The sequence below is a fragment of the Wolinella succinogenes DSM 1740 genome (assembly GCF_000196135.1).
Classification (GTDB): domain Bacteria; phylum Campylobacterota; class Campylobacteria; order Campylobacterales; family Helicobacteraceae; genus Wolinella; species Wolinella succinogenes.
The window spans coordinates 985,538-1,011,324 of record NC_005090.1 but is presented as its reverse complement, the minus strand read 5'-3'; the positions used below and the strand labels follow the sequence as shown (position 1 = coordinate 1,011,324).

The following is a 25,787-nucleotide window of genomic DNA, read 5'->3' as shown; positions in this document are numbered from 1 at the left end:
TTGATTAAATAGATGAGCCTCTCTCTAGCTCCAGCAAGCACCGCTCGCAAACCCCTTTTAGGGTGAGGTCGATAGAGCGAACCTTTTGCTTTTTAGCCAAAGAAGAGAGCCAGAGCGTCTCTTCTAGACTTAGGGGCGAGAGACAGGAAACCTGCTTGCATTGGTGACACCAAAAGTGAGGGTGCAGAGGAAACTCCCCCGTGGCAAGCTCAAAATAGCTCTCGTTAGAGCCTCCGAGTACCTCTCGAAGAATCCCTTTCTCTTTAAAGAGGTGGAGATTTCGATAGACACTTGCCAGATCCACCTGAATTTCCGAGCTGATTTTTTGATGCAAATGATTGGCATTAATTGGAGTTGATTCTTCAAGGAAGACTTCAAGCATCTTGCTTTTGATGATACTGTTTCTAATTCCCCTAGCCTTCATTATGGCTATAACTTTTTCATTTTTCATGGGAAGGAATCCTACTACAAATGCAAATGATTTGCAAGAAAATTTTATTATCTTGATGTCAGCCAAAAGAGGCTAAGATGTTCTATTTATAAATTTATAATAAACTTTTAATCAATGGAGGAAGTATGCGTAGCGGAATCTTCTGCCTCTTTGAGAACTGGAATCAAGACCACCAAGAGTCCCTAAAGGAGCAAATTGAGTTTATTCAATACGCTGAAAAGCTTGGCTTTGATGAGGCTTGGCTGACGGAACACCACTTTAATAACTTCAGCCTCTGCCCTTCGCCCATTGCGCTTCTAAGCTATGCACTTGCCTCCACTTCCAAAATTTCTATCGGTTCAGCCGCGATTCTTCTAGCCCACTACCACCCCATCAAAATGGCCGAAAGCATCGCAACTCTAGAGCTCCTTAGTCAAGGTCGGTTCCTCTTTGGAATCGCCAAAGGAGCCTTCCCCATCTTTGATATCTCCATGGGTGCCAATCCCGACAAGAATCGAACTCTCATGCTAGAGGCGAATCGAATCATTCAAAAACTTCTCTATGAAGAGGAGGTCTATTTTCAGGGAGAATTTTTTGAGATCAATAATGTGAGCATACGCCCCAAACCACAGCGCCTCATCCCCACCTACATCGCTTCTGAAAGCATAGAATCGATCATAGAGGCAGCCAAGGAAGGGTATGGAATCCTAGCAGGAATGGGTGCTTCGCTTGAGAAGTTGCATTTCATAGAGGAGAATTTTCGCACCAACGCCTTAGAGGAGACCCCTTTCACGCTGGCGCTCACGCGAGCCTTTTTTGTTGCAGAAAGTCACGAGGAAGCGATGGAAGAAGCGCGGATGGCGATTGATATCTTTATTCAGTGCATGAACGCCGCCAAAGAGAATAACCCAACCTTTGTGCAGATCATCCAAGACACCACATACGAGAGATTACGCTCCGAGCTCTTTGATCAAAATGCGATCTTGGATCAGGCGATCATTGGCACCCCCAAGGAGTGCATAGAGAAAATACGCACCCTCAAAGAGAATCTCCCTCTCTCCTCGCTCATCCTTAAGCCCGCCACCGCCTCATACAAGAAGGCCAAAGAAGCTCTTAGAATCTACAAAGAGGAGATCGAACCCCTCCTCTAGCGGAGTCCCTCCTTTACCCAACCAAGGTACTCTTTTTCCCCTTGAAGAGAGGGCAGGACAATGATCTGAGGAAGCTCATAGCTTGAGATTTCAGTGATGGCTTTTTTGATCTTTTTATAGTGTTTTTTGAGGGTTTTAATGGAGAGCTCAAACTCTTTTGAAGAGACCAATTCATCTTGCCAAAGATAGAAGCTCTCTATCTCTTTGATCTGCACACAAGCCCCTAGACGCTCACTCACTATATAGGCCGCTAACGCCTCTGCCTCCTCCCTCTTGGGAGCGGTGGTGAGGACGATGATAAAATCACTACTTTTCATGAAAAGCTCCTGCTCTTAGTAGAGGGTTTTCTTTTTGAGATTTTCAAAGTCGAGCCGCATCTTCTCCTCTTTATCCATTCCGTCATCCTTGAGGCGTTTTTTCTCAACCAAGCGTGCCTCTTCAAGCTCTCGCTTGCGCTCCTTGGCACGCTTGAGCTTCTCAATATACTCCTCGCGGAGTCTAGGGTTTTGAAATTTAATAGGATTGAGCGAGAGGATTGCCCAAAGCGCGAGGAAAAAGAAGATCGCGACCTCCATGCCTCCCCCCAGGTGATACCAGATCATGGCCACCAAAAGCGACACAAAGAAACGAATAAAATGCTTCAACTCTGTCCTCCTATTTTTGGTCCTCTAGACCATCTCCACCTTGATCTGATGGAGGTCGATTCCTAGATGCTTCCTCTCTCTCTCGCCCAAAGCCATCAAAAGAAGCTGTGCGGGGTAGAGCAAAGGTGTCTCCAAGCGATCCCTTTTGGAAGCTTTAAGAATCGCTCCCTTTTGAGCATCCATCATACCAAATTGTGAGGCCGAAGTGGTTAAAATAAAGTCGATTCCCAAATCCACAGCCTCAAAATAGAGGCGTGCGGATTGCGCGAGTGCCGCTTTTGGATCAAAAGAGAGCATCTGTGCGTATCCTTCAAAAGAGAAGAAGCCTTCCATAATCCCAAGCCCCAAGAGTTTTTTCCATCCCATCATCCATCCCTTGGCACTAGAGGGAAGCTCACAGGCTCGTGGCGAACCAATCCATGCGGCTCTAAACTCTTCAAAACGACTTTGAATTTTGCCCTCCATCACCCCGCTTTCAAAAAGCATCGAGGGGAGATATAAAGGTTCACACAAGGCAAACTCCCCTCCTCTTTGGGTGACTTTATGGGCAATTTTGTCACAAAGAGAGCCATTTTCACTCAAAATTTTGAAGGCATAGAGTGCATTAAGATAAGAATCCTCTTCTAGTGCCAAAGGAGTCGCTCCTAGCGATTGGGCTTTAGAAAAGAGGAGTGCCCAAATCTCCAAGAATCCCTCCAAATCGGCAACTCTTCCCCAATACCCTCCATCACTGTGCGTCTCATAACTCTTGATGATTTCCAACCCAAGGGACCCCAAAAGACGCTTAGAGCTCACCGCCAAAGGGGCAAAGGCCTTCCCTTCGCCCTCAATCAATAAAAATCTCTGCCCTTTTATCATCGCTTGCCTCCCGCACCAAAGCTCTTCACTACCGACTCTCTTAGGTTTTTCCAGCGAGATTCTTGATGAGGATAGCCTTGAAGAATTTTTCTTTGGAGTGTTTCAATCTCAACATCAAACCAATCATCCAAAGGAAAAAGACGAGCACGGAGAGGGATCGCCTTCATCACGCCTTTTTGAGGATCAGAGAGAAGGGCTAAGAGTCGCGTCGATTCCTTGGGATAGCGCCTTGCCATCTCCGCCACAAAGAGGAAAAATGCCTCTCCCAAATACTCTTCATCGCTCAACGCTAGCGAGGAGGCAAAGCGAAAAGGCAACATGGCACGATAGTAGTCCAAATCCTCTTCAGAAAGGTCCAGAATCTCATCCACGGCAAAAAGGGCTTTGACGTAGGGATTTTTGTCAATGATTAGATCCTTCAACGCCCATTTGGGGGCGATGGGCTCAAGCGTGATAGAGGAGCCAAAACCCTCTATGATTTCGGTAATAGTTACATTTTTATACACTATGCGACCATTGATTTTGCAGTAGGGAACGCGCTCCTCAAAACCAAAATCAGGAATCTTGATCTTAATGTGGTGATAAAGCTCTACCAGGCCTTCCTTGGAGGGGGAAGTGGAGAGGATTTCAACCCTAGCGCTATAGGGAAGATAGTCCATTTTGGAGTCAAAACGTATCAGTTCAATCTGCAATTTAAGCGACATCACTCAACCTTCTGTTTTATGGGATTTCATGGGAGGTTGGTCGAGTATATCATGGAAAAGATTAAAGATTATCATCCCTTGGTGTTTCAATATTACTCTTTTTAATTCAGCTATTTTTTAAATCTTTGGTTTTCGGGGTTGGAGAGAAGTGCCTCCATGGAGGATTTTACCCCCTCTTCGTCTTCCAAATTCACCTCAAAAGAGTCATTTCCCGCCGTAAGATTGACAAAAAGCGTGCTATCTTGGATATTGTTGCTGTCTTGAAGGATAATTTGGAGAATACTATAGAGTGGAACTGTTACAAAACTTCCCAAATTCTGCGCCCCAAAACCCGCTTCAAAGTAGAGGTTGTGATGATCTAGCTCGATGCTCTCAAAAGTGTAGCCCGCCAATACAAAAAGGGTCAAGGGGCGGAAGCTTGAAGTGATGCTCTCGGGGAGGGGAGGATTGAACTCCACCAAGCCTACATTGCAAAGAATCGAAAAAGTGATCTGCTTGGAGAGCAGGTACTCAATGACCGCCTTAGCGTGCGCCTCCATGAGGTTTTTGAATTTTCTATCTTTGATGATCTGCTCTATCATGATCTCACCGTCTCTTTAAACTCTTCTAGGAGTGAACGCACCTCGGCTATCCCGATATTCCAAAATTCTGAATCCTCAATATCAAAGCCAAAAATCCCCACCAACTCCGCAGGTCTCTTGCTCCCTCCAAGGCTCAAAAACTCCTCATAACGATCCTCAAATTGGGGAAGCCCTCGCTTGTAGAGCCCAAAGAGTGCCAGCACTAACAACTGTCCATAGCTATAGGCGTAGCAATAAAAAGGGGTGTGCACAAAGTGGGGGATGTAGCTCCACCAAGAGGCGTAATTCTGAGTCAAGGTCACACTCTTGCCGAACATTTTTTGATTCTCTTCCATCCAGAGATGGTTGAACTCCTCCGCTTTGATCTCCTCTTTGATTCCATGGATGAGGCGCTCAAAATTAGTGAATACGCTCTGCCTAAAGAGCGTAGCGAAGATATCCTCCAGCTTCCCCGCATAAAGCGTTCTCTTCTCTTTGGGTTTAAGTGAGCGCTTCATCTTATCAAACAGCAGCATCTCGGCAAAAACCGAAGCCGTCTCTGCGGTGGTGAGGGGGGTGTCGGCATTAAGGCACCCTACTCCTTTGGAAAGCTCTTGATGAATAGCATGGCCTAGCTCGTGCGCCATCGTGAATATATCCCTTCTGCCATCCGTGTGGTTAAGGAGGACATAGGGGTGAGCCGAGGGGACCGTGCCATGGGAGAAGGCTCCCCCTCGTTTGCGTGGACGCGGATGCGAATCAATCCACCCCTCATCAAACGCCCTTTGCGCTATTTCGCCAAAACGAGGCGAAAACTCTCCTAGGGCTTGAAGGACAATTTTTTGGGCACTCTCAAAATCAATCTTCTCCTTGCTTCTGCCCAAAGGAGCGTAACGATCATAGTCATAGAGCTCTTCATAGCCCAAAATTTCACGCTTGAGATCATAGAACTCCTCGACGATTCCCATCTCTGCATTAACCACTTCGAGCATTGAATCAACGCTTTTTTGAGAGATTTGATTGTCGATATGACGCGACTCTTCGGGCGTTGCATAGCCTCGAATATCACAAAGAATCGCATTCTCCTTGCGCACCACATTCAAAATATAGGCCAAAACCCCCTGATGAGGAGCGAGCCCCTTAGTGAGTGATCTGGCGGCCTTCTCTCTTTTAGAGCGCTTAGGGTGATGCAAGAGGGCGAGAATCTCCTCTTCGCTCAGCTCTTTGCCCTGAAACTTGAATGAGAGCGAGCTTAGGTGCTCGTCAAAAAGCCTTGAGAAGGCATTTGATCCTACGGGATCGAGCTTTAACATGATTCTCTCCTCAGGGAGGGAGAGGGTGTGTTTTTTGTTCTCTTCGATTTTTTGGAGGTAGTAGGCGTATCTTGGAATCGCTTGGATAAACTCTTGGCGCTTGAGGGATTCTAAATCCCCAAACTCGATCTCAAAAAAGAGCAGATGTTCGCTAATCTCATTGCATTTAAGCTCATACTTGGCATAGAAATCACCCTTTTGGGTATCCTCGGCAAAGACCAAAAAAGCATAGCTCATGATTCTTCCAATGGCATCAGAGAGGTTCTCATACTCTCCAATGGCCTTCTCGAAGGCACTTGATTCAAGAGTTGAGAGTCTCCCCGCATAGCTCTCTTTAAACGCTACACTCTCCCTCGCGCAAACCTTCAGTGCCTCATCCAGCGCCTCTACACTCTCAAAAAGGGCGCTTAAATCCCATCGTTTCAAGAATCACCTCCTAAAAAAGACCTCACCGCCCCTTGAGACGCTCATACTCGCACGAGATGGCGGCTTGCCCAAGAAGTCTAGCGATTTCATGCTTCTCATTGACCACCCGATAGATGTCAAGCTCTCCAAGCTCTTCCTCTTCGGCTTTGGTCGTCACCTTGGCGATGATGTGGCAGTGAGGCGCTTTTTGTAATATCGATTCGCATATTACCCTAATTTTTCTTGTGTCATCCACCGCGACCACGACCGCCACGCACTCTTCTAGATTGAGCTTTTCTAAAATCGCCTTTTGGGCAATGTTCCCAAACTGAACATTATCTCCCGCTCTTATTCCCTCCTCCACTTGAGCGAGGTTATAGTCAATGGCGATATAGTTAATGTCATAACGCTTCAAATAGGTCACCACCTCCTTCCCGAAGGTTCCATAACCGCACACCACGATATGATTATGAAGCCCTATTGTACCGCTAAAAGCAGGCACACTCTTCTCGCGCTCTCGAACAAAAACGGCCGAAATAGCGCGAAGATTCTTGAGTAAAAAGGGGGTAAGAATCATCGAAAAAATGACCGTTAAGACCAAAAGCTGATGGGTCTCTTTATCCAGCAACCCATTGGATTGCGAGAGGGCAAAGATGGCAAAGGAGAATTCCCCCACTTGTGCAAGTGAAAGAGCCGTCTTAAAGGCAACCTTTGCACTTCTAAAGAATCGGATAATGATATAAATAATAAGCGCTTTAAGCCCCATCACCGCCAAAAGCACCCAAAGAATCCTAAAGAGGTGATTCCGTAAAAACTCCAAATCGACCTGCATCCCCACAGTGATAAAAAAGAGACCCAAAAGCAGGTCTCTAAAGTGTGAAAGATCGGCTTCGGCTTGGTATTTATATTTGGTTCCTGCGATGATCATTCCCGCAATAAAAGCCCCCAAAGAGTAGGAGAATCCAAAATAACCCGCCAGAGCACTAGCCCCAAGCACAATGAAAAGAATCGTCCCTACAAAAATCTCATCCATGCGTGCATCAGCCGCTAGTTTAAGAATCATCGTCGCCACTTTTTTACCTGGAACAAAAAGGATAAAAAGCACCAACACTGCACTTAAAAAAGTATGAAGCAGGAGCTCTTCAAGGCGCGCCTCATGGTTGGCTAGCAGAGAGATGAGGAGCAAGATAGGAATCACCGCGATATCTTGCATGATGAGTATTCCTATCGCGTTGCGTCCATAGCCCGTATGGGTCTCTCGTGTCTCATTGAAACTCTTTAAAACGATCGCTGTAGAAGAGAGCGAAAAAGCCGCGCTCACCACCAAGGCCACTTTGCTCTCAATTCCAAAAAAGAGGTGCGCTACAAGATAAAAAATCACCCAACTAAGAAGAATCTGCAAGGTTCCAAAAAGCAACACCTCCTGCTTCATCGCCTTAATCTTGTCAAAAGAGAACTCCAAGCCAATCATGAACATCAAAAAGACAATTCCAAACTCAGCAATATGCGAAAGGGTGGAGGAGCCCGCCACGCTGGCCAAACCAAAGGCGTAGACGATCAGCGTGCCCGTAGTCACATAGCCTATAATCACAGGAATTCCGATTTTTTTAAAGAAGATATTGACACTCACAGCGATGCCCAAAGCAGCGATGGCGATGATAAAGAAGTCTATGGGTCGGCCTTTGATAAAAATTTAATGAGTTTATTTTATCGTAATAATGTTCAATTTTAAGCGATTCCCAAGAGAGGTTGATGACCCTTTGAGGCATGAGAGAGTTCGAAGAGAAATTATAGTAGTATGGACAAAAAATTATTATTTTATTAGTTTTTGGTCGATTTAGTGGTCAAAGTCCAGTCTAAACGCCCAAAGGGAGACGATGAAAACCCACCCCCTTTATGAGATTGTTCAAGAGATTCTCGCTCAAGGTCTAGAGAAGTGCTCACGCATGAAAGAGTTTGAAGAGCAGTACGTCACGCTTCTCCCGGGGCTCCTCCCCCCCTCCTATTCGCCTGAAGAGATTCGCCTCGCTAGAGAGAGTGTTCGCGCAAGCATCATCGATTTTTTCCACCTTCATGGTATGAGCGTCTTTATCTTTTTTGAAAAAGATGATCGTCTCCGAATCTTCAAAAAAATCAAAGAGGTTCACAAAAGCCCCTATGTTACCTTCCTCACCCGATGGCTTTTGGAACACAAAGAGGAGTTTAAAGAATCGATTCGAGAGCAAAAATTTAGCCAAGAGGAGATCGCTCAAATCTCTGAAGAGGCGGATAATCTAATTGATTTCAAAGATGAGTTTTTGCGGCGAGATGTGATACGCCAAGCGATCAAAAAGGGGTTTGGGTTTGATGTGAGAGATGCAATCTTTCTCTTTGACAATGAAGCCCACATTAAAAATTTCGACTATAACTTTGTGCGCCTCAACAACGAGTTAAGAGAGCTAGGCAAGCGCTCCTCTATCGAACCCATCAGCGAGAGCGAAGAGAGCCAGATCGCCTCTTCACTTGAGGGGGTCAATTTGGGCTTTCTGCTGGGTGACATCACCACCGAGGTTTTGCGCTATCACACTCCCATTGGCGGGGTGAACAATATCGATTTCTCTAGGCGGTTCCTCTTTTTTATCCGCCAAAAGCTCCGCCTCGCACTAGAGGAGTTTTGGAAGCGCCCTCTCTCCAATCAACTCAAAAATCTCTTTTGTGAGCACTTAATTCGCGAAAACCTAGACCTCATCTATCAAAGTGTCGTCTCAGAACTTCTAGCCAAACTCATTGCCAAAGACAAGGAGGCGAAAAAATTCATCGACTTTTACAATGGCAAGGTGACCTTTCTAGCCCCCTCCAAAAGAGTCAAAAAACCCCTCATCAAAGACGAAAAAGAGCGAATTCACCAAAGTGAAAGCATCTATCAGCTCGTCCAAAATCGCCGCTATATTGCCACCGAAGTGGAGACTCTCCAAACCAGAATCCTAGACCTAGGCAAAAGCAAAGAGGAGATGGAGGAGCAGATCAAGCTCCTAGAAGACAAACTCATCGTGCGCAAGGAGGAAAAAAGGCATATTGAAGGGGAACTTGAGAGGGTCTCCATAGAGATCAAAAAGCTTAAAATGCAGAGCAAAAATCAGCCCGAATCGCTCAAAAAACTCGTCGATTCCGAGAGTCTTTGGCTCGCCAAAAATCGCACCCTCACCTCAAGTCTAGAGGAGACCAATGAAAACCTCGACCATCTGCGCAAAGAGCGTCGTAAGATTCCTGAGACGATTCGTATGTTAGAGAAGCAGATCACACACAAGATCGAAGCCTCCAGAGCGCTTTTTGAGGAGTATGAGATGATGAAGCGTGCACTAGCTCAAGCCATCGCCTCTTTCAAAGTCGATGATTAAATCTGCTAAAATCTTTTCATGAAACGCAAAAACAAAACCCTCCTCTTTTTATCTTTCTCCACGCTCTTCCTCGCAGGGGTGATTGTTTTCCTCTTTTTTGTGCTTAAAGCCGAAAAGATCTATCGCTACCCCGTCATCAAGCTAGGACAAAGCGCCCCTTTAAGCGGAGCCTCCAAGCACATGGGGAACTCCTTTAGGCAGGGGGCAAATGCCTATTTTGACTATGTCAACACCCAAGGTGGAATCTATGGCCGCGCCCTTGAACTTCTCACCTATGATGACAAATATGAGCCCAAGCTCACCGAATCCAATGTTCGCCATCTCATCGACAAGGAGGGAGTCTTTGCCCTCATGGGCACTATTGGCACACCCACAGCTATGGCGGCGATTCCTGTGGCGCTGGAGGAGCAGATTCCTTTCCTCATGCCTCTAAGCGGAGCGAGATTCTTGCGAGAGCCTTTTAATCGACTCATCTTCAACCTGCGCCCTAGCTACTTTGAAGAGATCGAAGCGATTAGCTCCTATCTCACCGAGGAGCGAGGTTTTAAAAGAATCGCTATTTTCTACCAAAATGATAGCTTTGGAATCGAAGGACTAGAGGGGCTCACCCAATCTCTTGACAAAAGGGGTCTCAAAATCGTAGCCGAGGGAATCTACCCCAGAAACACCCTCTCTGTAAGCGATGCAGTCTATGCAATCCACCCCAAAAGCCCTGAGGCGATCGTGATGGTGGGAACCTATGAAGCGAGTGCACTCTTCATCCAGCGCTATAAAGAGCTCAATCCCGCCTCTCCTCCTCTTTTTGTCAATATCTCTTTTGTCGCCGCCACCGCTTTGGCCGAGGCGCTCCAAGGGAACATGCGCCAAGTGCTTGTCTCCAATGTCACCCCTTCTCCTTGGGATATCTCCAACCCCCTGGTGCGAGAGTATCACCGACTCTATGTCGAATCCATGGGTCATCCCCCTTGCTTCCTAAGCTTTGAGGGATTTTTGAGCGCCAAGATCATTGTTGAAGCGCTTCACAAAACAGGCCCCATCCTCAGCCACAAACGATTCATCAAGGCGATGGAGAATCTCTCGCCTGATTTTCTGAGCGATTTAAAGCTTCGATTCTCTGCCACAAACCATCAAGCGTTTGAACAGGTCTTCATCACGGGTTATGAAAATGGTCGCTTTGTGACACTAAAGAGCTATCCGTGATTGTCCAGATCGCCAATCGCCTCTTCCCTCGCCTCTCCCTGGGCTCTAGGACGCGCTTCCTTGTTTTTAATATCGCCTCAGGCCTTCTTTCGCTGGGGGTGGTCTCTTATATCGCGCTTTATAGCATCAAGTATGATTTTGATGATCTCTTCCGCAATCACACCGTCTCGCTCACCAAGCTTGAAGAGATCAAAAACAACTACACCGCCAATATCTATGGCACCCTCATCGAGCTTGAAAAAGGCCATATCACCCCCCATCAAGCCAAAGAGGCAATTTTGCTCAGCGAAGATCTCATTGCTGATCTTTGGAAAAGCTACAAACACCAGCAGCTCATCCAAAAGGAGAATCGCATCATCTCAGTGATCAAACAGATTCACAAACGATTCTTCCAAGACGACACCCAGCCCCTCTGGGAGCCTTCCTTAAGCGAGCGGGCGATGATCTCAAAGACGGAAGAAAAGATTCTTCTAGGGCGACAGATTAGTGAGGAGGTTTTTGCCCTCCTTGCCCTCCACAAAGAGAGTGAAGCAACCCAAAAGATTCGTCAAGAGCTCTACCCTTCTATCAATATCGTCAACACCTATCTCTCTCAACTCATTCGCCACAAGCTCAACTCTGCCGCCATCGGCAAACGCTCCACCGACAATCTCTACCAGACCACTTTAAAGCTCATCATCATCATGATGTGCCTCATCATGATCGTCACACTCTTCCTCTCCGCTCTCATTCTCAAAACCATTGAAAACCTCCACTATACCCTCGAAGAGAAGGTGGCCGAGAAGACCAAAGAGCTCCAAGAACTAAACGCTACCCTGGAGCGTTGTATCGCCTGCGAAGTGCAAGAGAGCCGCAAAAAAGATCAAATCATGTACCAACAAGCTAGACTTGCTTCCATGGGAGAGATGATCCAAAATATCGCCCACCAATGGCGCCAGCCCCTCAATGCCCTCACCATGCTCATCCAAAGCTTCAAAAGCAAAGCCGACAATGGCAAACTCGATAAAGAGTTTGTTGAGCATCAAGTCAAAGAGGGGTTGAGAATCGCCAAAGGGATGTCTGAAACAATTGAGGATTTTCGAGGGTTTTTCCGCCCCAACAAAACCAAAGAGGTCTTTAGCGTCCTAGAGAGCGTGCAAGATTGCATCTCGCTGGTTGAGACGCTCTATAAGCAGAGCGAGATTGGATTATTTGTTCAGGCCAAGGATGATTTGCGCATTATAGGCTACAAAAATGCTTTTTCACAGGTTATTTTGAATATCATCAAAAACGCCGAAGATATCTTGATGGAGAAAGAGATTCACCCCAAGAGGATCAAAATCACTCTAGAGAGAATCGAGATCTATCCCACCAAGATGGCGAGAGTCTCTATCGTCGATAACGCGGGGGGAATCGTGTTTGATGATATACAGAAAGTCTTTGAGCCCTACTTCACCACCAAACACAAATCCGTAGGGACAGGGATTGGGCTCTATATGTCCAAGCAGATCATCGAAAAACAGATGAACGGTCGAATCGAAGTGATGAATAGCCTTTGGTATTGCGAAACTGACCGCAAAACCTACACAGGGGCAATGTTCATCATCACTGTGCCGATCAAAAATGAGAACGAGATAGACGAGGGGGAGCAATGAAAGAGTATGAAGTGCTAAAAAACGCAAGAATTCTCTACGTGGAGGACGAAGAGGATGTGTTGAAATTCACCTCTATGGTGCTAGAGGATTACACGGGCGAGCTTTATATCGCCAAAAATGGCGAAGAGGCACTGGAGATTCTCGCCCATCAAAAAATCGATCTTCTGATCACGGATATCTTGATGCCAAGAGTGAGCGGAATCGAGCTCATCAAAGAGATGAGACAACGTTATGGACGAAGCATCTCCACCATCATCACCACCGCGCACGCCGAGACCCACTATCTCCTTGAAGCGATTGACTTGGGGGTGGATGGATATGTGCTCAAGCCTATTGATGTCGAAGATCTGCTTAGGGTTATGGAGAAGGCTCTCCTCCCCAAAATGCAAGCTCACGAGCTTGCCTCAAAAAATCTCCTTATTAATGCCATCTCCGTCTTTGTTGGTGGTAAAAAGATTGAGATCATCAAATATCTTTTGGATAACTGCGATCAAGACAATGTCTTTCATGGCTCCTATGAGGATATCATCGCCGCACTCAATGTCAGCAAACCCACGGTGGTAAAAACCTTCAAGCAACTCATGGACACAGGTCTGCTCACCCGAATCAAAAACAAAATCTACCGATTGCATCCTGATATTTCAGGAAGTCGCGCACTCGTGGAAGTTGAAGAGGAGGAAGAAGAGGCCTAGAGCCACTTCTTCTTTTTGAAGTAGAGAATTGGAATCATGGTGGAGATCACCATGAGGCAAAGAGTGAGCGGATAACCCCACTCCCAGTGAAGCTCTGGCATCACATCAAAGTTCATCCCATAGATGCTTGCAATTAGCGTGGGGGGCATGAATCCAACGGTTGCGACGGTGAAAATTTTAATCGTTTTATTCTGCTCGATATTGATCTGACTCGAGAAGAGACTCTGAATATTATCCAGCGCGTTCATGTTCACAGTCGTGAACTCCACCAGTGAATTCAAGTCTTTAAGGACGATGGTGAGATTCTTCTTCACCTCTATATCAGCCTTATCCGTCTTCAAAAGGGCTGTAATGGCGCGTCTTTTATCAAATAGACTGTCACGGATTCTCATGTTGAGCTCTTGCAGTCTAGAGAGATTCTCCAAAAGCTCATCATAGCCGAATTGATTCCCAAAGACCCCACTTCTAAGCCCTCTTGTGTCCTTGGCGGTGTTCTCCAACATATCCGCGTCTTGCTCCACGCGAATCTCAAAAATCTTGCTCAAAATGTCATAGCCATTTTGAAAATTTTTGGGACTGGCGAGCACCTTGTTTTGAATCTCATCAAAGGTTCTAAACTCTCCATAGCGAATTGTGAAGAGAATATCCTTGCAGAGCAAAAATGTGACTGTCTCGTTGTGGAGATCTTTTTTGTTGGTGCTGGCAAAAAGCGAAACCAAAAAGTAGGTGTTGATGGTGATACTCTCGCTATCCTCCCAATATCTCGCACTCTGCTCGATCTCTTCTCGCTCCTCTTTGGTCGGAATGTCCAAGTGAAAGATTTGAGAAATATAAGAAACCTCAGCTGGCGAAGGGTGCAATAGGTCGATCCATAGCACATTACTAGTGGAGTGAGGGGTCTGAATTGAGCTGAAGCTCTCGCGAAGGACGAGTCCTTCACGCTTGGTGAATATGTTCATCATGGGGAGTGCTCCTCTTCTGTTTTTTCAAAAGAGGCCATCGACAAACCGAGACAAAAGGCGCAAGAGTTTGCCAAAGCCTTGAATTTTCTCACTATGCAGTCAAAAAGGCTTAGGCAAAGTCTTGGTGACTACATAGCTAACAACGAACCGGGTCGCTTGTCAAAACAAAATCCTTTCTTTCAAAGGTTATCTTTTTAGGCGTGGAATTATAACAAGTTTCGCTGAATTTTTTGTTACGAGAATGTCGCAGAATAGGAGTATTAAGGGGCTTTGCAGCCCCTTAATCGAGGCTATTTTCGCTCTAGCACCTCAAAAGCAGGAAGAATCTTCCCTTCAAGAAGCTCCAAACTCGCCCCACCCCCCGTGGAGGTGAAACTCATATTGTCTTTCTCACCTGCCCTATCAATCGCATCGGCCGTATCTCCCCCTCCAATGACGCTATAGGCATAGGTGTCAGCCACCACATGCGCCAATTGGAAGGTTCCTCGAGAGAAGTTTTGCACCTCATAGACCCCCATAGGTCCATTCCAGATGATCGTCTCGCAATCCCTAATCACCTCGCCAAAGAGCTTCACGCTTGCAGGTCCAATATCCGCGGCAAGGAAGTTTTCAGGAACATCTTGGGCGGGGGTGATTTTAATCTCTTTGGGATTTTTAATGTCATCGGTGCAAACCACATCCACGGGAAGATAAATTTTCACCCCTTTTTGCTTGGCGAGCCCTAGGATTTTGGCCGCTTCAGGAACAAGAGGATCTTCCACTAGTGATCGCTGCATATCATAGCCTAGCGACTTCAAGAAGGTGTTACTCATCGCCCCACCAATCACAATCTTATCGACCACATCAAGGATGTTGCTAAGGAGAGTGATTTTAGAAGAGACCTTGGATCCTCCCACGATCAAAAGCACAGGCTTAAGCGGACTAGCGAGCGCCTTGGCAAAAGAATCGATCTCCTTTTTAAGAAGCAATCCCGCCACCTTCACAGGGGCAAACTTCGCCACACCATAGGTGGAAGCATGCTTGCGGTGTGAAGCTCCAAAAGCATCATTGATGTAGATGTCACAAAGCGATGCGAGGTTCTTGGAGAGCTTTTCGTCATTCTTCTCTTCCCCCTCAAGGAATCGAATATTTTCAAGCAAAATCACGCTCTTCTGGGGCAGGGTTGCCATTACCGAAGAGACGCCCTCAAGGCTCTCGACAAAAATCACGCTACGATTGAGCAGGCGCTCTAGGCGTTTGAGGATATGCTTGAGTGAAAACTCCGAACTTTTTCCTCTGGGTCTTCCTAGATGACTTACAAGGACAATGCTTTTGGCGCCATTGTCGATGCAATGATTGATCGTAGGAATCGCCTCCCTAATTCGAGTGTCGTCGGAGATATTAAAATCACTATCCATGGGCACGTTGAAATCGACACGGATTAAGACCCGCTTCCCCTCGATCTCAACATCTCTGATGCTTTTGGTTTCCTGCATTAAATTGATACCCGCTACCATGAATATTTCCTCCAAAAAACGATTAAAATGTCGGGATTCTACAAAAAGTTAGCTTTTATTTTCATAGAAAAGAGGTCGCTGATTGTAGGGTTTTGAAAAACTGCATCTTGTGGGATCGGCAAAACTGCTTCGCCTGCTCCACCATATCGCCCCCCAAGAGAATCGGAAGCACGGGATGTTTCCAATCCTTGTGTTTTAGTAGCTTCACTGTCTCTAACGCATCCGTCATGAATTGGGGTGTGATGAGCAGGTAGATGAGATCGATTTCCTCGAACTCATCCACAATCTCTAACGCCTTCAAGTATCGCTCAGGGAGTGCATCCCCGATGATGTCGATGGGGTTATTCTTAGACCAGTGAGGAGGCATGGCCAAATCAAGTCGCTCAATCTCCTCCTTGGTGAGTGCATGCAAGCTCTTGCCTTTTTCGATGATATAGTCCGTGAGAATCGTCGCTGGCCCCCCTGCATTGGTGATGATAGCGATCTTTTGCACTTCATAGGTGGGGTTAAAGAGGAGCGCTTCAATATTATCCTCCATCTTCACCCCTACTCCCTCCAAAAGCCCTTTGAACATCTCATAGTTACCGCTTAGATTCCCTGTATGGGAAAAGGCGGCTTTTTTGGATTCTTCACTTTTGCCTGTTTTAAAGACATAGATTTTTTTGTGCGATCGACGAATGCTTCGCAAAAATCGCTTACCATTCTTGATCCCCTCTGCATAGACAGAGATCGCCTCGCAAGCAGGATCAGCCACCAGCATATCCACCATCTCCGAGAAGTTAAGATCAACCATGTTGCCCGCGCTAATGAGATGAGAAAAGCCCACATTCCCACTATAAGCTTTATCCATCAGTGAAGCAAGCACCGCACCTGATTGGGAGATGAGCGCAAGATTTCCCTTGTGCACATTGGAGCTTCCAAAGGTGAGATTGAGATCGCTTTGGGCGTTGTAGTATCCAAGGCAGTTGGGACCAATGACATTGAAGTTGTGCTTTTTGGCAAGCTCGGCGATCTTTAGCTCATCCTCTTCGTTCCCGCTCTCTTTGAAGCCCGCGGTAATGATGACAAGGTTTTTGAGATTTTTTAACACCAGCTTCTCAATGGTGGGAATCACGCTAGAGACAGGAATCACCAACACCGCCATATCAACATCACCAGGAATAGCTTCAACATTTTGAAAGAGTGGCCTCCCAAAGAGCTCTCCTCCTTTAGGATTCACATAATAGAGCTCCCCTTGGAAGGAAGCGGCGTTTTTGGCGATAGCGTATCCCACTTTACTCTCATCCGTGGAGGCGCCAATAATGGCAACGCTTCGATTCTCCAAAAAGAGGGGTCGATTCTCCCTCTTGCTTTTGGGACCTTTGGGCTTGTCTCGAAACTTCACTCGCCCATCCACGGCGATGAGCCCCCGCTTGGTTAACTTGATGGGATTGAGGTCAAATTCGATGATTTGGGGGTTTTCAGCCAAAAGCTTTTGCACCTTTTTCACCACATCCACTGCCTCTTTAAGAGTATGGGGGCTCCCACGATACCCTTCAAAAAGCTTCCCAAATTTGGTCTTTTTAACGGCACGAATGATCTCTGCCTCATCCGCCTCACTGTCGATATAAGCGATATCTTTGTAGAGCTCTAGATAGATTCCCCCTTTTCCAAAGAGAATCACATGGTCAAAAATCTCATCATCCACCGCCCCAACGTAAAGCTCATCGCCCATCACCATCTCGCTCACAATGAATCCATCGCGCTCTTCTAGGGTGATCCCGTGCGAAGCGATACTTTGAATCATCATCTCTTTGGCTTCTTTGAGCTCTGCGTTAGAGTGGAGTCCCACAACAACCCCGCCTACATCGCTTTTGTGGATCACTTTGGAAGATTCCACCTTCAACACAGCGGGGAAAAAATCAACATCAATCTCTTCGTTGAGTCCAAAGCGAATATGCTTGGGGGTTTGAATCTCATAGCGTTGCAGCCAAGAATAAAGTTCACTCTCAGTCATTTTCCATCTTTCCTTTGATTAAAAATTCAAAACATGAGGCGCGAAGCCAGCCTCACCATATCCAAGGGCAGTGATGCGGGGGCAGATGAGGCCTCTTGTGAAGAGAGAAACTCCACCCTCCCCTCGCGCAATACCACCACGCCACTCTTGCCTAGCGAAAGAGAATCGAGTGCCTTTTGCATGAATCGAAAACCCATCAAACGGTCATAAACACTCGGCGACCCTCCTCGCTGAACATGCCCAAGAATCGTGATTCTCGTCTCGATTCCCACCTCTTCCTTGAGCCAAGAGACAACCTCTGAAGAGGCTTTGGCTCCCTCAGAGACGATGGCTAATACATAGCGGCGCTTGCCTGTGCCTAGCTCCTCTTTGAGCCTTGCGCCAAGGCTTTGGAGCGAATAGCCCATCTCAGGGATGATGCAGACTTCCGCCCCACAAGCGATCGCGCTTGCTAATGCCAAATAGCCACAATCTCTCCCCATCACCTCCACCACAAACGCTCGACGAAATGATTCGGCGGTATCTCGAAGTCTATCCGTGCTCTCCAAAATCACATTAAGTGCACTATCCACACCTAGAGCGTAATCGCTTGCACGGATGTCATTATCAATTGTGGCGGGAATCCCTGCATAGAGCAGGGAGTGTTCTTTGGCCAAAACCTCCATCGCCCTAAAAGAGCCATCACCCCCTAGAGTTACTAACGCTTCGATGGAGTGGCGCTGGAGATTTTGGTAGGCTTGGAGACGAAAGGCTGGATCAAAAAAGCGTTTGGAGCGAGAAGATTGGAGGATGGTGCCTCCTTTATGAAGAATTCCAGAGACCTCTTTGAGGGTGGCGGGCTCAATCTTCCCTTCGATCAAGCCCTCTAAACCTTCGCGGATAAAGTAGGGCTCATAGCCCAACTCTAGTGAATATTCAACGAATTTTTTGGTGGCGGGGTTCATCCCCGCGCAATCTCCCCCAGAGCAAACAAGCCCGATCCTCATAAAGTATCCTTGGAGTGAAATTTCTCCCTTAAGCGTCGCTTGCCAAACTCCACGCCTGGCTGATCATAGGTATTAATCTCCAAAAGAGTCCCTACGCAAGAGGTGAGAAGTTCGTAGTAATAAAGGAGCGCTCCAACGCTTCTCCCCTCTAGCCGATCAATGAGGATAAGGTCTGTTGGCACCCCCTCTTCAATCACTGTCTCCATGGTCGCTTCACGCTGATGTCTGAGCAAATCCTTAAAGGAGGAGCCATTGACAAAATCCGTCCCCTCCAAAAACTCCATGCTCCAATTGGGAATCTCAATAGGCTCTTTAAGAGGCTCTTTGATGCTCAAAAAAGTGACACTCTTATCGAGCGGCCCCTGCACGATGAGTTGCAAAAAAGAGTGCTGGTCGATACTCCCAATGAGCGCAGCGGGCGTCATTCCAGTGCGATTCCCTTGGGCGTTGAGCTTGCCAAGCGATTCCCCCCAGAGCTGAACATACCACGCGTTAAACTCTTTGAAAGCGCTTGCATAGGAGAAGAGGACATTAATCGAGAGTCGATTCCTCTCTTTGGCATAAAAGAGCGCCTTATCCAGAATCTGTGTGGCTCGCCCAGCAAAAAACTCCACTGCCATCCCCTTGGCTCCCTCTAATATCTCATTGGCTGGATATCCAAGAAGAGAGAGAGGGAGAATCCCCACGGCACTAAGCACCGAGAATCGACCCCCGACTTTAGGGTGAATCGTCACGCACGCTACATCCTCTTGCTTTGACCATTGCTCTAGCGGCGAGCCTTCATCGGTGATCACCAACAAATGAGAGCGATTCTCCTCTTTGAGGAGTTCAAAGCGCTTGAGGACATATTTGGTGAGAGAAGAGGTCTCAATCGTGGAGCCTGACTTGCTGATCACGATAAAGAGGGAGCTCTTGGTTTGAATTCCCCTAAGGCTCTTTTCGATGGCAATAGGGTCGGTGTGTTCCAAAAAGTGCAAATCGATAGCGCGTCGCTCAGGAAGATGGGAGAGAAGCGAATCAATCGCCTTTAGCCCCAAGCTGCTCCCTCCAACCCCCACCACCAAAATGGTCTCAAGTCTCTCCAAAAGAGCGGCATTCGCCTTCATGTAGCGATCACTATCCTCTAAGGCACGCCTTTGAAAAGGGAGGTCATAATAGGCGCTCACCCCCTCTTCTCTCTCCTTTTTGACTCGACCCAAAAGGGCTTCTCGCTCCTCATCGCTAAAAGAGGCGGTGAAGAAGTGTTGAAACTCAAGCATAAAGCATTAGTGGGTTCCTACCCAAAGCGCCATATCCACGAGACGATGGGAGTAGCCCATCTCATTGTCATACCACGCCAAAACCTTCGCACTCTTCTCACCCACCACGGTTGTGCAGTCAGGCACAAAGATCGCACTATAGGGAGAACCGATAAAATCCGAGGAGACTCTCTTCTCCTCATCCACCAACAGCAGCCCTTTCATGGCGCCTAGAGCCGCCTCTCTCATCGCGGCATTGATCGATTCTTTGGTGATGGCACAAGAGAGGTTAACACTCAGATCCACCAGCGAGACATCAGGCGTAGGGACTCGGACGGAAAAACCACTCATCTTGCCCTTTAGCTCAGGCATCACTAGCCCAATCGCCTTGGCCGCCCCCGTGGAGGTGGGAATCATATTCATTGCAGCCGCTCTGGCACGGCGAAGGTCTTTGTGTTTCACATCCAAGATGTTTTGGTCGTTGGTGTAGCTATGGATGGTGGTCATGAGACCATTTTCGATACCAAACGCCTCATGAAGCACTTTAGCGATGGGAGCGAGGCAGTTAGTGGTGCAACTGGCGTTGCTCACCACGCTCTCCCCTTGGTAGCTCTCATGATTGACTCCATAGACAAAGGTAGGGGCATTATCCGCGGGCGCTGAAATGACCACTTTTTCTATTCCGCCATGAAGGTGTATTGAGGATTTCTCCAAAGAGTTAAAAGCGCCTGTGCACTCGATCACTACCTTGGCCCCGCTCTCGCCAAAAGGAACTTTCAAAGGATCGCGGTCGCTATAGACTTTGACATGGCGATGCTTTCCGATGCGAATCGTCTGCTCATCAATCTTCTCGGCATCATAGTCTCGATGAACCGAATCGTATTTGAGCAGATGCACTAGCGTATCAATAGGCGCAGTCGTATTGAGCGCCACCAATTCGATATCGTCTCGATTCCCAATCACTCTACACGCGCAAAGTCCGATTCTTCCTGTACCGTTGATCGCTACCTTCAACGCCATTGACACTCCTTGAAAAGTATAGATGAATAGTCGAATCCTACAACAGATATACTTAACCAACGAAGCGCCTTTGGGGCGTCTTTGGTTACCTTTTAGAGCTTGAAGTGTAATCAGCTTTTTAAGCTCTTTAGGCGATAATGTTTCCTATATTTTCCCGCCACAATATGTGCACAGGCTGACACAGCCCGTGCACATCCCAAAATTTGGCACTATTTTACCTTTGCGAGCGATCATGAAAGAAGAGATTTACGAAAAATTGGTCATCACGCTAGAGAATCTCTTCGGCGATGGAGAGGCTTTCTTGCGCCTTGATACTCAAACCCTCGAATCGATCCTCTTTGAAACGCTTGGTGGATGCGACTTTGAGGGATTCAAAGAGGAGGTACGTCGCGCGCTCTCCTTCTTTTTCAGCCAAAGAGGCCTCAAAAGTTACATCTTCTTCAAAAGCCCTAAAGAGATCGCTCTTAAAACCAAAGTTTTTGACTTTGATTCCAATGTCTACACCCAGCTGGTTCTTGAAAATTTAGGCGACACCAACTCCTATCTCATCCCCGCCAACAACAAAAAAGGGGTTTTTCTTCTTCAAGACAAGGTGACCGCCTTTATCTATGACAAACTCAAGGTTTTAGGCGATGAAGAGGAGAAAAAGGAGGTGATTCGCTCCATCTTAAAGCTCTCTCTATCTCTCCAGCCAAGAGATGCGATCTTTTTTGTGAGTGGTCAGATCATGATCAAAAAATTCCAAGAGGTCGAGGTCGAAAAAGAGCGCCGAATGTTTGATGGAATCCCCGAGGAGACTCTTTTGGAGATTGAGCAGAAGGCTCTTCAATCAGGTCTTAAAAACAAACTCTACGCGCTAGCCAAACAGCTCTCTAATAACGAGCTTAGCTTTAATCGCTTTGACAACCTCTACTTTGCCAAAAATTTCATCCAGATTTTTCAAGAAAAATTCCTCACCCTTCTCCCTCCAGAAGTCGATTCTGAAGAGCCCCTTATCAAGCAAGCTTACGCCAACTTCTTGCTTCGTCGCTACTTTGATACCTTGATGCTTCATCTCTCCAAAGCGCTTCTAGGACTCTTGGTGGAGAAGGATCGCAAAGCAGAGACCTTTGTGCGATTTTACAATGGTGACATTAGTTTCTCTCCCGAAGGGAAGCGCTTCAAAAAGCCCGATATTATCGATTCAGAAGGGAATCGCTGGAATAGTGCAACCCTTTTTCAAGTGGGGGCTCAGCGCAAGGCGGGATTGGAGAAGATCCAAAAAAACGATGATGATATTGCCAAGACCAAAGAGTTTATCGACAATATTCAAGCAGGAATCGATGAGCAAAAAAACTTTTTAGCCCAAAAAGGTGAAGAGATTGAAAAACTTGAAGCCGAGTTTCGCCATATGCTTGATGTCTCCCAGCAGGCCAAAGATAAGATCTTTTCTCTAAAGCGGCTCCACCAAGAGAAAAAGGGTACTCCGCAAGCTCAAGCCATTCAAGAGAAGATCAACGAGCTCTCCACTCAGATCAAGAAGCTCGACAAAGAGGATGAGCGTGTCTTAGGAGAGAAGAAAAAGCTAGAGAGCGAGATTGAGAAGGCGCAGATCAAAATCGTCACCCTAGAAAAAGACAAGCTCGCCTTTGAGAAGAAACTAGAGAGGAATCTCGTCCAAAAGAGCACTCTCTTGGAGAAACAAGTGCCCCTAGATGAGCGTTACCAAGTTGCTGCTGAGGCACTCTCCAAGGCCATATCAAGCTTTAGAGGATATTAACTCTGGGCTTGGCTTGCCAACATAATAACCTTGCGCAAAATCAACCCCGCTCTCCCTAAGGCTCTCCATGATCTCTTTGGTTGAGACAAATTCCGCTACACACTCAATTCCCAGCTTGTGACTAAGACTCGTGATCCCATCTAAAAGCGCTCTAGATCTTGGGTCTTCGAGAATATTTTTAACAATAGATCCATCAATTTTGAGGAAATCAATCTCTAGCTCCAAAATGTTACTGAAGTTAGAATAGCCGCTCCCAAAGTCATCAATAGCGATCTTGCACCCAAAGCGCTCCTTGGAGTGCTTGATGAAGTTTCTCACCTGTTCATAGTTGTTCACCCCTTCAGATTCGGTGATCTCAAAAATGATCCTCTCCCCGCATCCATAACGCTCCAATTCACCAAAGATATACTCCAGCGTGAAAGGATTTTCGAGGTCTTCCACGCTAAGATTGATCGATATCTCCTTGCCACTCTCTAGCGCTTTTTGGATTCCCTCAGAGACCATGATCTTGGTGATATGGTGGTACTGCTTGGTCTATACTGCCACCATTTGTCAAGACAACTTTTTGAGAATTCATCTTCCAGCCTCTAGCCTTTAATTTAAGCAACGTTTTTCAACCCTTCTAGATAAACATTCATGGGCTTTTGATAATTTAGTGCTGAATGAAATCTATTGTGATTGTAAAAATTGATATATCTTGAAACCTTAAATCTGAGATCTGAAATAGAGCTATACTCATTGATATAGATTTCATCATATTTTAAAGTCCTAAAAAATCTCTCAATGGCAATATTATCAATGGATCTGCCTTTACCGTTCATAGAGATTTGAATGTTGTGTTTCTTGAGAAGTTCTGTATGTTCATGGCTGGTATATTGGCTACCTTGGTCGGAGTTGAATATTACAGGAATGTCATATTTTTCAATGGCTTCTTTTAAAACATCTGTTACAAGAGATGTATCCATAGTTGTTGATATTTTCCATGAGAGTATCGTTTTACTGTGCCAATCAATAATGGCGCACAAATACACGAAACCACCCTTGATTGGGATATAGGTAATATCTCCACTCCAAACCTGATTGGCTCTGTTAATTTCAAGCTCTCGTAGTAGATATGGATAGATTTTATGTTTATAGTTTTTAATGGATGTGTGTCGTTTCTTTTTTGGAAAGATTGCCTGTATCCCCATAGTGTTCATTAGCTTATTGACTTTATTTACACCAATTGAAAATCCATCTTCCAAAAGCTGCCTATGCATAAACCGATAGCCATAGGTTGAGGATATATCAGTATATATCTCATCTATCCTTTTCATGATTTTTAAATCATTGTCTGATATGGGTTTAGGTTCATAATAAAGGGTTGAGCGATTTAAATCTATTATTTCACATTGTCTTGCCATGGAGAGATTCTTTAGCTTGGGTGTGACAAGATCTTTTTTATTTGATAAGCCCAAGCTCTTTAGCTTTCCCACTGCCCAATCCCTCTCTATGGTTGTTTTTCCTAATTTCTTTGCTAGAGCATCATTCTCTGTTTTTAGCTCTTCTATCTCATCTTTATAGGCTTTAGTAGCCGAACCTACATCAAATACTAGTGATGCATTCTCTAAAAACTGCTTTTTCCAATCAATGAGACTTTTTGGTGTAATCTCATATTTACTGGCAATCTGTGCTACAGTCTCTTCGCCACCTAGTAATTCTAAGACAACTCTAGTTTTAAATTCTGCACTATAGCTTTTTCTTTTTCTACTCATTTTTTCCTCTCCTAAATCTTTAGAAAATTCTACCATTTAGGAAGATAAACCTTTCAATTTATTGTCTTGAATTTTAGTGGCAGTATAGTCTTTTTGGCAATTTCTAAAAAATAGAAGGGGCTCACCTCTCCCTTCTCTTCATCCATCATCCTCACCAGCGCCTCATACTTCTCGATTTTGCCTGTTTTAAGATTGAGGATAGGCTGAAAAAAGGGCTTAATACGACGCTCACCCAAAGCCCTAAAGAGTCGATTCGCCCAAAGAATATTGCTTTTATATCCACTCTCTAGATCAAAATGGCGCTCATAGATGATGATTCCCTGCCTCATCTCCTTGGCGTGCTTAATCGCCAAAGAAGCCTTGCTAAGAGAGTCCCTGCCTTCGTTGATTGCAATACCCATTCGAGCCGTGAGATAGACGATTTGCCCCTCATTAAGAAGAGGTTCAAGCGTGATGCTCTCCACCGCTTTTTTGAACACCTCCATATAATCCTCTCGTGCACTGCTCAAAAGGATGGCAAACTCATCCCCGCCCAAACGATAGGGTCTGTAGTCTCTATCAGGGAGGGATTGTACGATCCGCTTGGCCACTAAAGCCAATATCCTGTCGCCAAACTCAATTCCATAGACATCATTTACATCACTAAAACCATCAATATTGATGAGGCAAAGCACCACAGAAGAGGAGGATTCAATATCCTCGATGAGCTTGATGCGATTTTCCAAACCCGTCAAGCTATCCGTGCTCTGACGCTTGATGATGGCATTTTTCTGCATGAGCTCCGTGAGATCGTGTCTAATGGCGATATACTCCTCAATGCGCCCATACTCATCCACGATTGGCACAATCACCGAATCGACTATATAGGTGGAGCCATCTTTGGCTCGATTCTTCACCACCCCTTTCCAAACCTGCTTACTCGTGATCTGCTGCCACATCTCTTTAAAAACCGCATCTTCCATCTCAGGATGGCGGATAATGTTGTGCTTTTGCCCCACCAGCTCTTCTCTTGAGTAGCCAGAAATGCGACAAAACATATCATTGGCGTATTTGATCACTCCTCTTTTGTCGGTGATAGAGACGATATTGCTCACATCAATCGCTTTTTTGTATTCACCCAAAATCTTTTGTTGGTGGATATTCTCTCGCTCCAAGAGAATCCTCACCTCAAGAGAGCGAATCACCTCAAGAAAAGCGGAGGGGTCAAAAGGCTTTTTGATAAATCGATCAATATTAAGCTCAATCGCCTCAGCGAGCAAATCCACGCTCCCTGTGCCGCTAATCACCACAACGCAAGCCTTGGGGAAGTGGCGCCTAATGGCCTTGATGAGATCAATTCCATTCATATCGGGCAAGAAAATATCCACGATGAATATATCAGGCTTGTGCGCATAGTAGAGCTCTAGTGCCTCTTTGGCGCTTCCTGCACTCAAAACTCGCTCATAATGCTTGCTCAAAAGCGATTGGGTGTCGATTCTTGCTCGCTCCTCGTCCTCGACAATCAAAATCGAACTATTTTTGGATACGCTTTCCAATCTTTTCCTCCCATTGAGCTCAAAAACTCTTCACTTTTTCATGACATATTGTGACACAAAAAGCCCTATTTTG

General features: G+C 46.1%; 23 protein-coding genes. 6 read left to right on the top strand and 17 right to left on the bottom strand.

Annotation, left to right across the window (positions count from 1 at the left end; all coding sequences use genetic code 11):
* Window positions 1-4 precede the first annotated feature (4 nt).
* On the bottom strand, window positions 5-451 hold the full coding sequence (locus WS_RS05025) for a Fur family transcriptional regulator (RefSeq protein WP_011138938.1): 447 nt from the start codon (window positions 449-451) through the stop codon (window positions 5-7).
* Between the two features lie 125 nt (window positions 452-576).
* Here WS_RS05025 and WS_RS05020 point away from each other — a divergent pair, with 125 nt between their 5' ends.
* A complete protein-coding gene (locus WS_RS05020; protein WP_011138937.1) occupies window positions 577-1,581 on the top strand; it encodes an LLM class flavin-dependent oxidoreductase in 1,005 nt (334 codons plus the stop codon).
* Here WS_RS05020 and cutA read toward each other — a convergent pair.
* The 7 genes from cutA to WS_RS04985 form a co-directional block, all read right to left on the bottom strand.
* Window positions 1,578-1,898 (bottom strand): divalent-cation tolerance protein CutA, encoded by a 321-nt coding sequence (gene cutA, locus WS_RS05015; protein ID WP_011138936.1) that lies wholly within the window; start codon window positions 1,896-1,898, stop codon window positions 1,578-1,580. The two genes, WS_RS05020 and cutA, sit on opposite strands and share 4 nt — an antisense overlap.
* A 15-nt stretch (window positions 1,899-1,913) precedes the next feature.
* Window positions 1,914-2,225, bottom strand: coding sequence for a hypothetical protein (locus WS_RS05010; RefSeq protein WP_011138935.1), 312 nt, complete (start codon window positions 2,223-2,225; stop codon window positions 1,914-1,916).
* A gap of 24 nt (window positions 2,226-2,249) precedes the next feature.
* Window positions 2,250-3,083, bottom strand: coding sequence for an HdrB C-terminal domain-containing protein (locus WS_RS05005; protein WP_011138934.1), 834 nt, complete (start codon window positions 3,081-3,083; stop codon window positions 2,250-2,252).
* Entirely contained in the window at window positions 3,080-3,787 is a 708-nt protein-coding gene (locus WS_RS05000) for a DUF5644 domain-containing protein (protein WP_041571779.1), read from the bottom strand. The genes WS_RS05005 and WS_RS05000 overlap by 4 nt, the downstream gene beginning before the upstream one ends.
* Before the next feature lie 110 nt (window positions 3,788-3,897).
* Entirely contained in the window at window positions 3,898-4,368 is a 471-nt protein-coding gene (locus WS_RS04995) for a hypothetical protein (protein WP_011138932.1), read from the bottom strand.
* Window positions 4,365-6,086 (bottom strand): M3 family oligoendopeptidase, encoded by a 1,722-nt coding sequence (locus tag WS_RS04990; RefSeq protein WP_011138931.1) that lies wholly within the window; start codon window positions 6,084-6,086, stop codon window positions 4,365-4,367. The genes WS_RS04995 and WS_RS04990 overlap by 4 nt, the downstream gene beginning before the upstream one ends.
* A 22-nt stretch (window positions 6,087-6,108) precedes the next feature.
* A complete protein-coding gene (locus WS_RS04985; RefSeq protein ID WP_049770651.1) occupies window positions 6,109-7,695 on the bottom strand; it encodes a cation:proton antiporter in 1,587 nt (528 codons plus the stop codon).
* Between the two features lie 247 nt (window positions 7,696-7,942).
* On the opposite strand from WS_RS04985, the gene WS_RS04980 reads away from it, so the two are divergent.
* The 4 genes from WS_RS04980 to WS_RS04965 are packed head-to-tail and all read left to right on the top strand — an operon-like array spanning window position 7,943 to window position 12,968.
* The gene (locus WS_RS04980; protein WP_011138929.1) at window positions 7,943-9,442 is read left to right on the top strand and encodes a hypothetical protein; all 1,500 of its coding nucleotides are present in this window, start codon (window positions 7,943-7,945) and stop codon (window positions 9,440-9,442) included.
* Between the two features lie 18 nt (window positions 9,443-9,460).
* Window positions 9,461-10,642 carry an ABC transporter substrate-binding protein gene (locus tag WS_RS04975; protein ID WP_041571776.1) on the top strand — a complete coding sequence of 394 codons (1,182 nt, stop codon included), beginning with the start codon at window positions 9,461-9,463 and terminating at the stop codon, window positions 10,640-10,642.
* The gene (locus WS_RS04970) at window positions 10,639-12,276 is read left to right on the top strand and encodes a sensor histidine kinase (RefSeq protein WP_011138927.1); all 1,638 of its coding nucleotides are present in this window, start codon (window positions 10,639-10,641) and stop codon (window positions 12,274-12,276) included. The genes WS_RS04975 and WS_RS04970 overlap by 4 nt, the downstream gene beginning before the upstream one ends.
* On the top strand, window positions 12,273-12,968 hold the full coding sequence (locus tag WS_RS04965) for a response regulator (RefSeq protein ID WP_011138926.1): 696 nt from the start codon (window positions 12,273-12,275) through the stop codon (window positions 12,966-12,968). Before WS_RS04970 ends, WS_RS04965 begins: the two co-directional genes overlap by 4 nt.
* On the opposite strand, the gene corA is transcribed toward WS_RS04965, so the two are convergent.
* The 6 genes from corA to gap form a co-directional block, all read right to left on the bottom strand.
* A complete protein-coding gene (corA, locus tag WS_RS04960; protein WP_011138925.1) occupies window positions 12,965-13,930 on the bottom strand; it encodes a magnesium/cobalt transporter CorA in 966 nt (321 codons plus the stop codon). The two genes, WS_RS04965 and corA, sit on opposite strands and share 4 nt — an antisense overlap.
* 290 nt (window positions 13,931-14,220) lie before the next feature.
* The gene (locus WS_RS04955) at window positions 14,221-15,426 is read right to left on the bottom strand and encodes a phosphoglycerate kinase (RefSeq protein ID WP_011138924.1); all 1,206 of its coding nucleotides are present in this window, start codon (window positions 15,424-15,426) and stop codon (window positions 14,221-14,223) included.
* A gap of 61 nt (window positions 15,427-15,487) precedes the next feature.
* Window positions 15,488-17,422 (bottom strand): acetate--CoA ligase family protein, encoded by a 1,935-nt coding sequence (locus WS_RS04950; RefSeq protein WP_011138923.1) that lies wholly within the window; start codon window positions 17,420-17,422, stop codon window positions 15,488-15,490.
* A 26-nt stretch (window positions 17,423-17,448) separates the two neighbouring features.
* Window positions 17,449-18,408, bottom strand: coding sequence for a 6-phosphofructokinase (locus tag WS_RS04945; protein ID WP_011138922.1), 960 nt, complete (start codon window positions 18,406-18,408; stop codon window positions 17,449-17,451).
* Complete coding sequence (locus tag WS_RS04940) at window positions 18,405-19,667, bottom strand: glucose-6-phosphate isomerase (RefSeq protein WP_011138921.1); 1,263 nt, start codon at window positions 19,665-19,667, stop codon at window positions 18,405-18,407. Before WS_RS04940 ends, WS_RS04945 begins: the two co-directional genes overlap by 4 nt.
* A 6-nt stretch (window positions 19,668-19,673) precedes the next feature.
* Window positions 19,674-20,666: a type I glyceraldehyde-3-phosphate dehydrogenase gene (gene gap, locus WS_RS04935; RefSeq protein ID WP_011138920.1), complete on the bottom strand. Its 993-nt coding sequence runs from the start codon at window positions 20,664-20,666 to the stop codon at window positions 19,674-19,676.
* A 232-nt stretch (window positions 20,667-20,898) separates the two neighbouring features.
* On the opposite strand from gap, the gene WS_RS04930 reads away from it, so the two are divergent.
* Window positions 20,899-22,425 carry a hypothetical protein gene (locus WS_RS04930; protein WP_129545371.1) on the top strand — a complete coding sequence of 509 codons (1,527 nt, stop codon included), beginning with the start codon at window positions 20,899-20,901 and terminating at the stop codon, window positions 22,423-22,425.
* Here the strand turns inward: WS_RS04930 and WS_RS04925 are convergent.
* The 3 genes from WS_RS04925 to WS_RS04915 all read right to left on the bottom strand — a co-directional run bounded on the left by WS_RS04925 (window position 22,405) and on the right by WS_RS04915 (window position 25,714).
* On the bottom strand, window positions 22,405-22,929 hold the full coding sequence (locus WS_RS04925; protein WP_049770650.1) for an EAL domain-containing protein: 525 nt from the start codon (window positions 22,927-22,929) through the stop codon (window positions 22,405-22,407). The two genes, WS_RS04930 and WS_RS04925, sit on opposite strands and share 21 nt — an antisense overlap.
* A 95-nt stretch (window positions 22,930-23,024) precedes the next feature.
* On the bottom strand, window positions 23,025-24,215 hold the full coding sequence (locus WS_RS04920) for an IS3-like element IS1302 family transposase (protein WP_011138235.1): 1,191 nt from the start codon (window positions 24,213-24,215) through the stop codon (window positions 23,025-23,027).
* Between the two features lie 17 nt (window positions 24,216-24,232).
* A complete protein-coding gene (locus tag WS_RS04915) occupies window positions 24,233-25,714 on the bottom strand; it encodes a response regulator (RefSeq protein ID WP_011138916.1) in 1,482 nt (493 codons plus the stop codon).
* Window positions 25,715-25,787 lie beyond the last annotated feature (73 nt).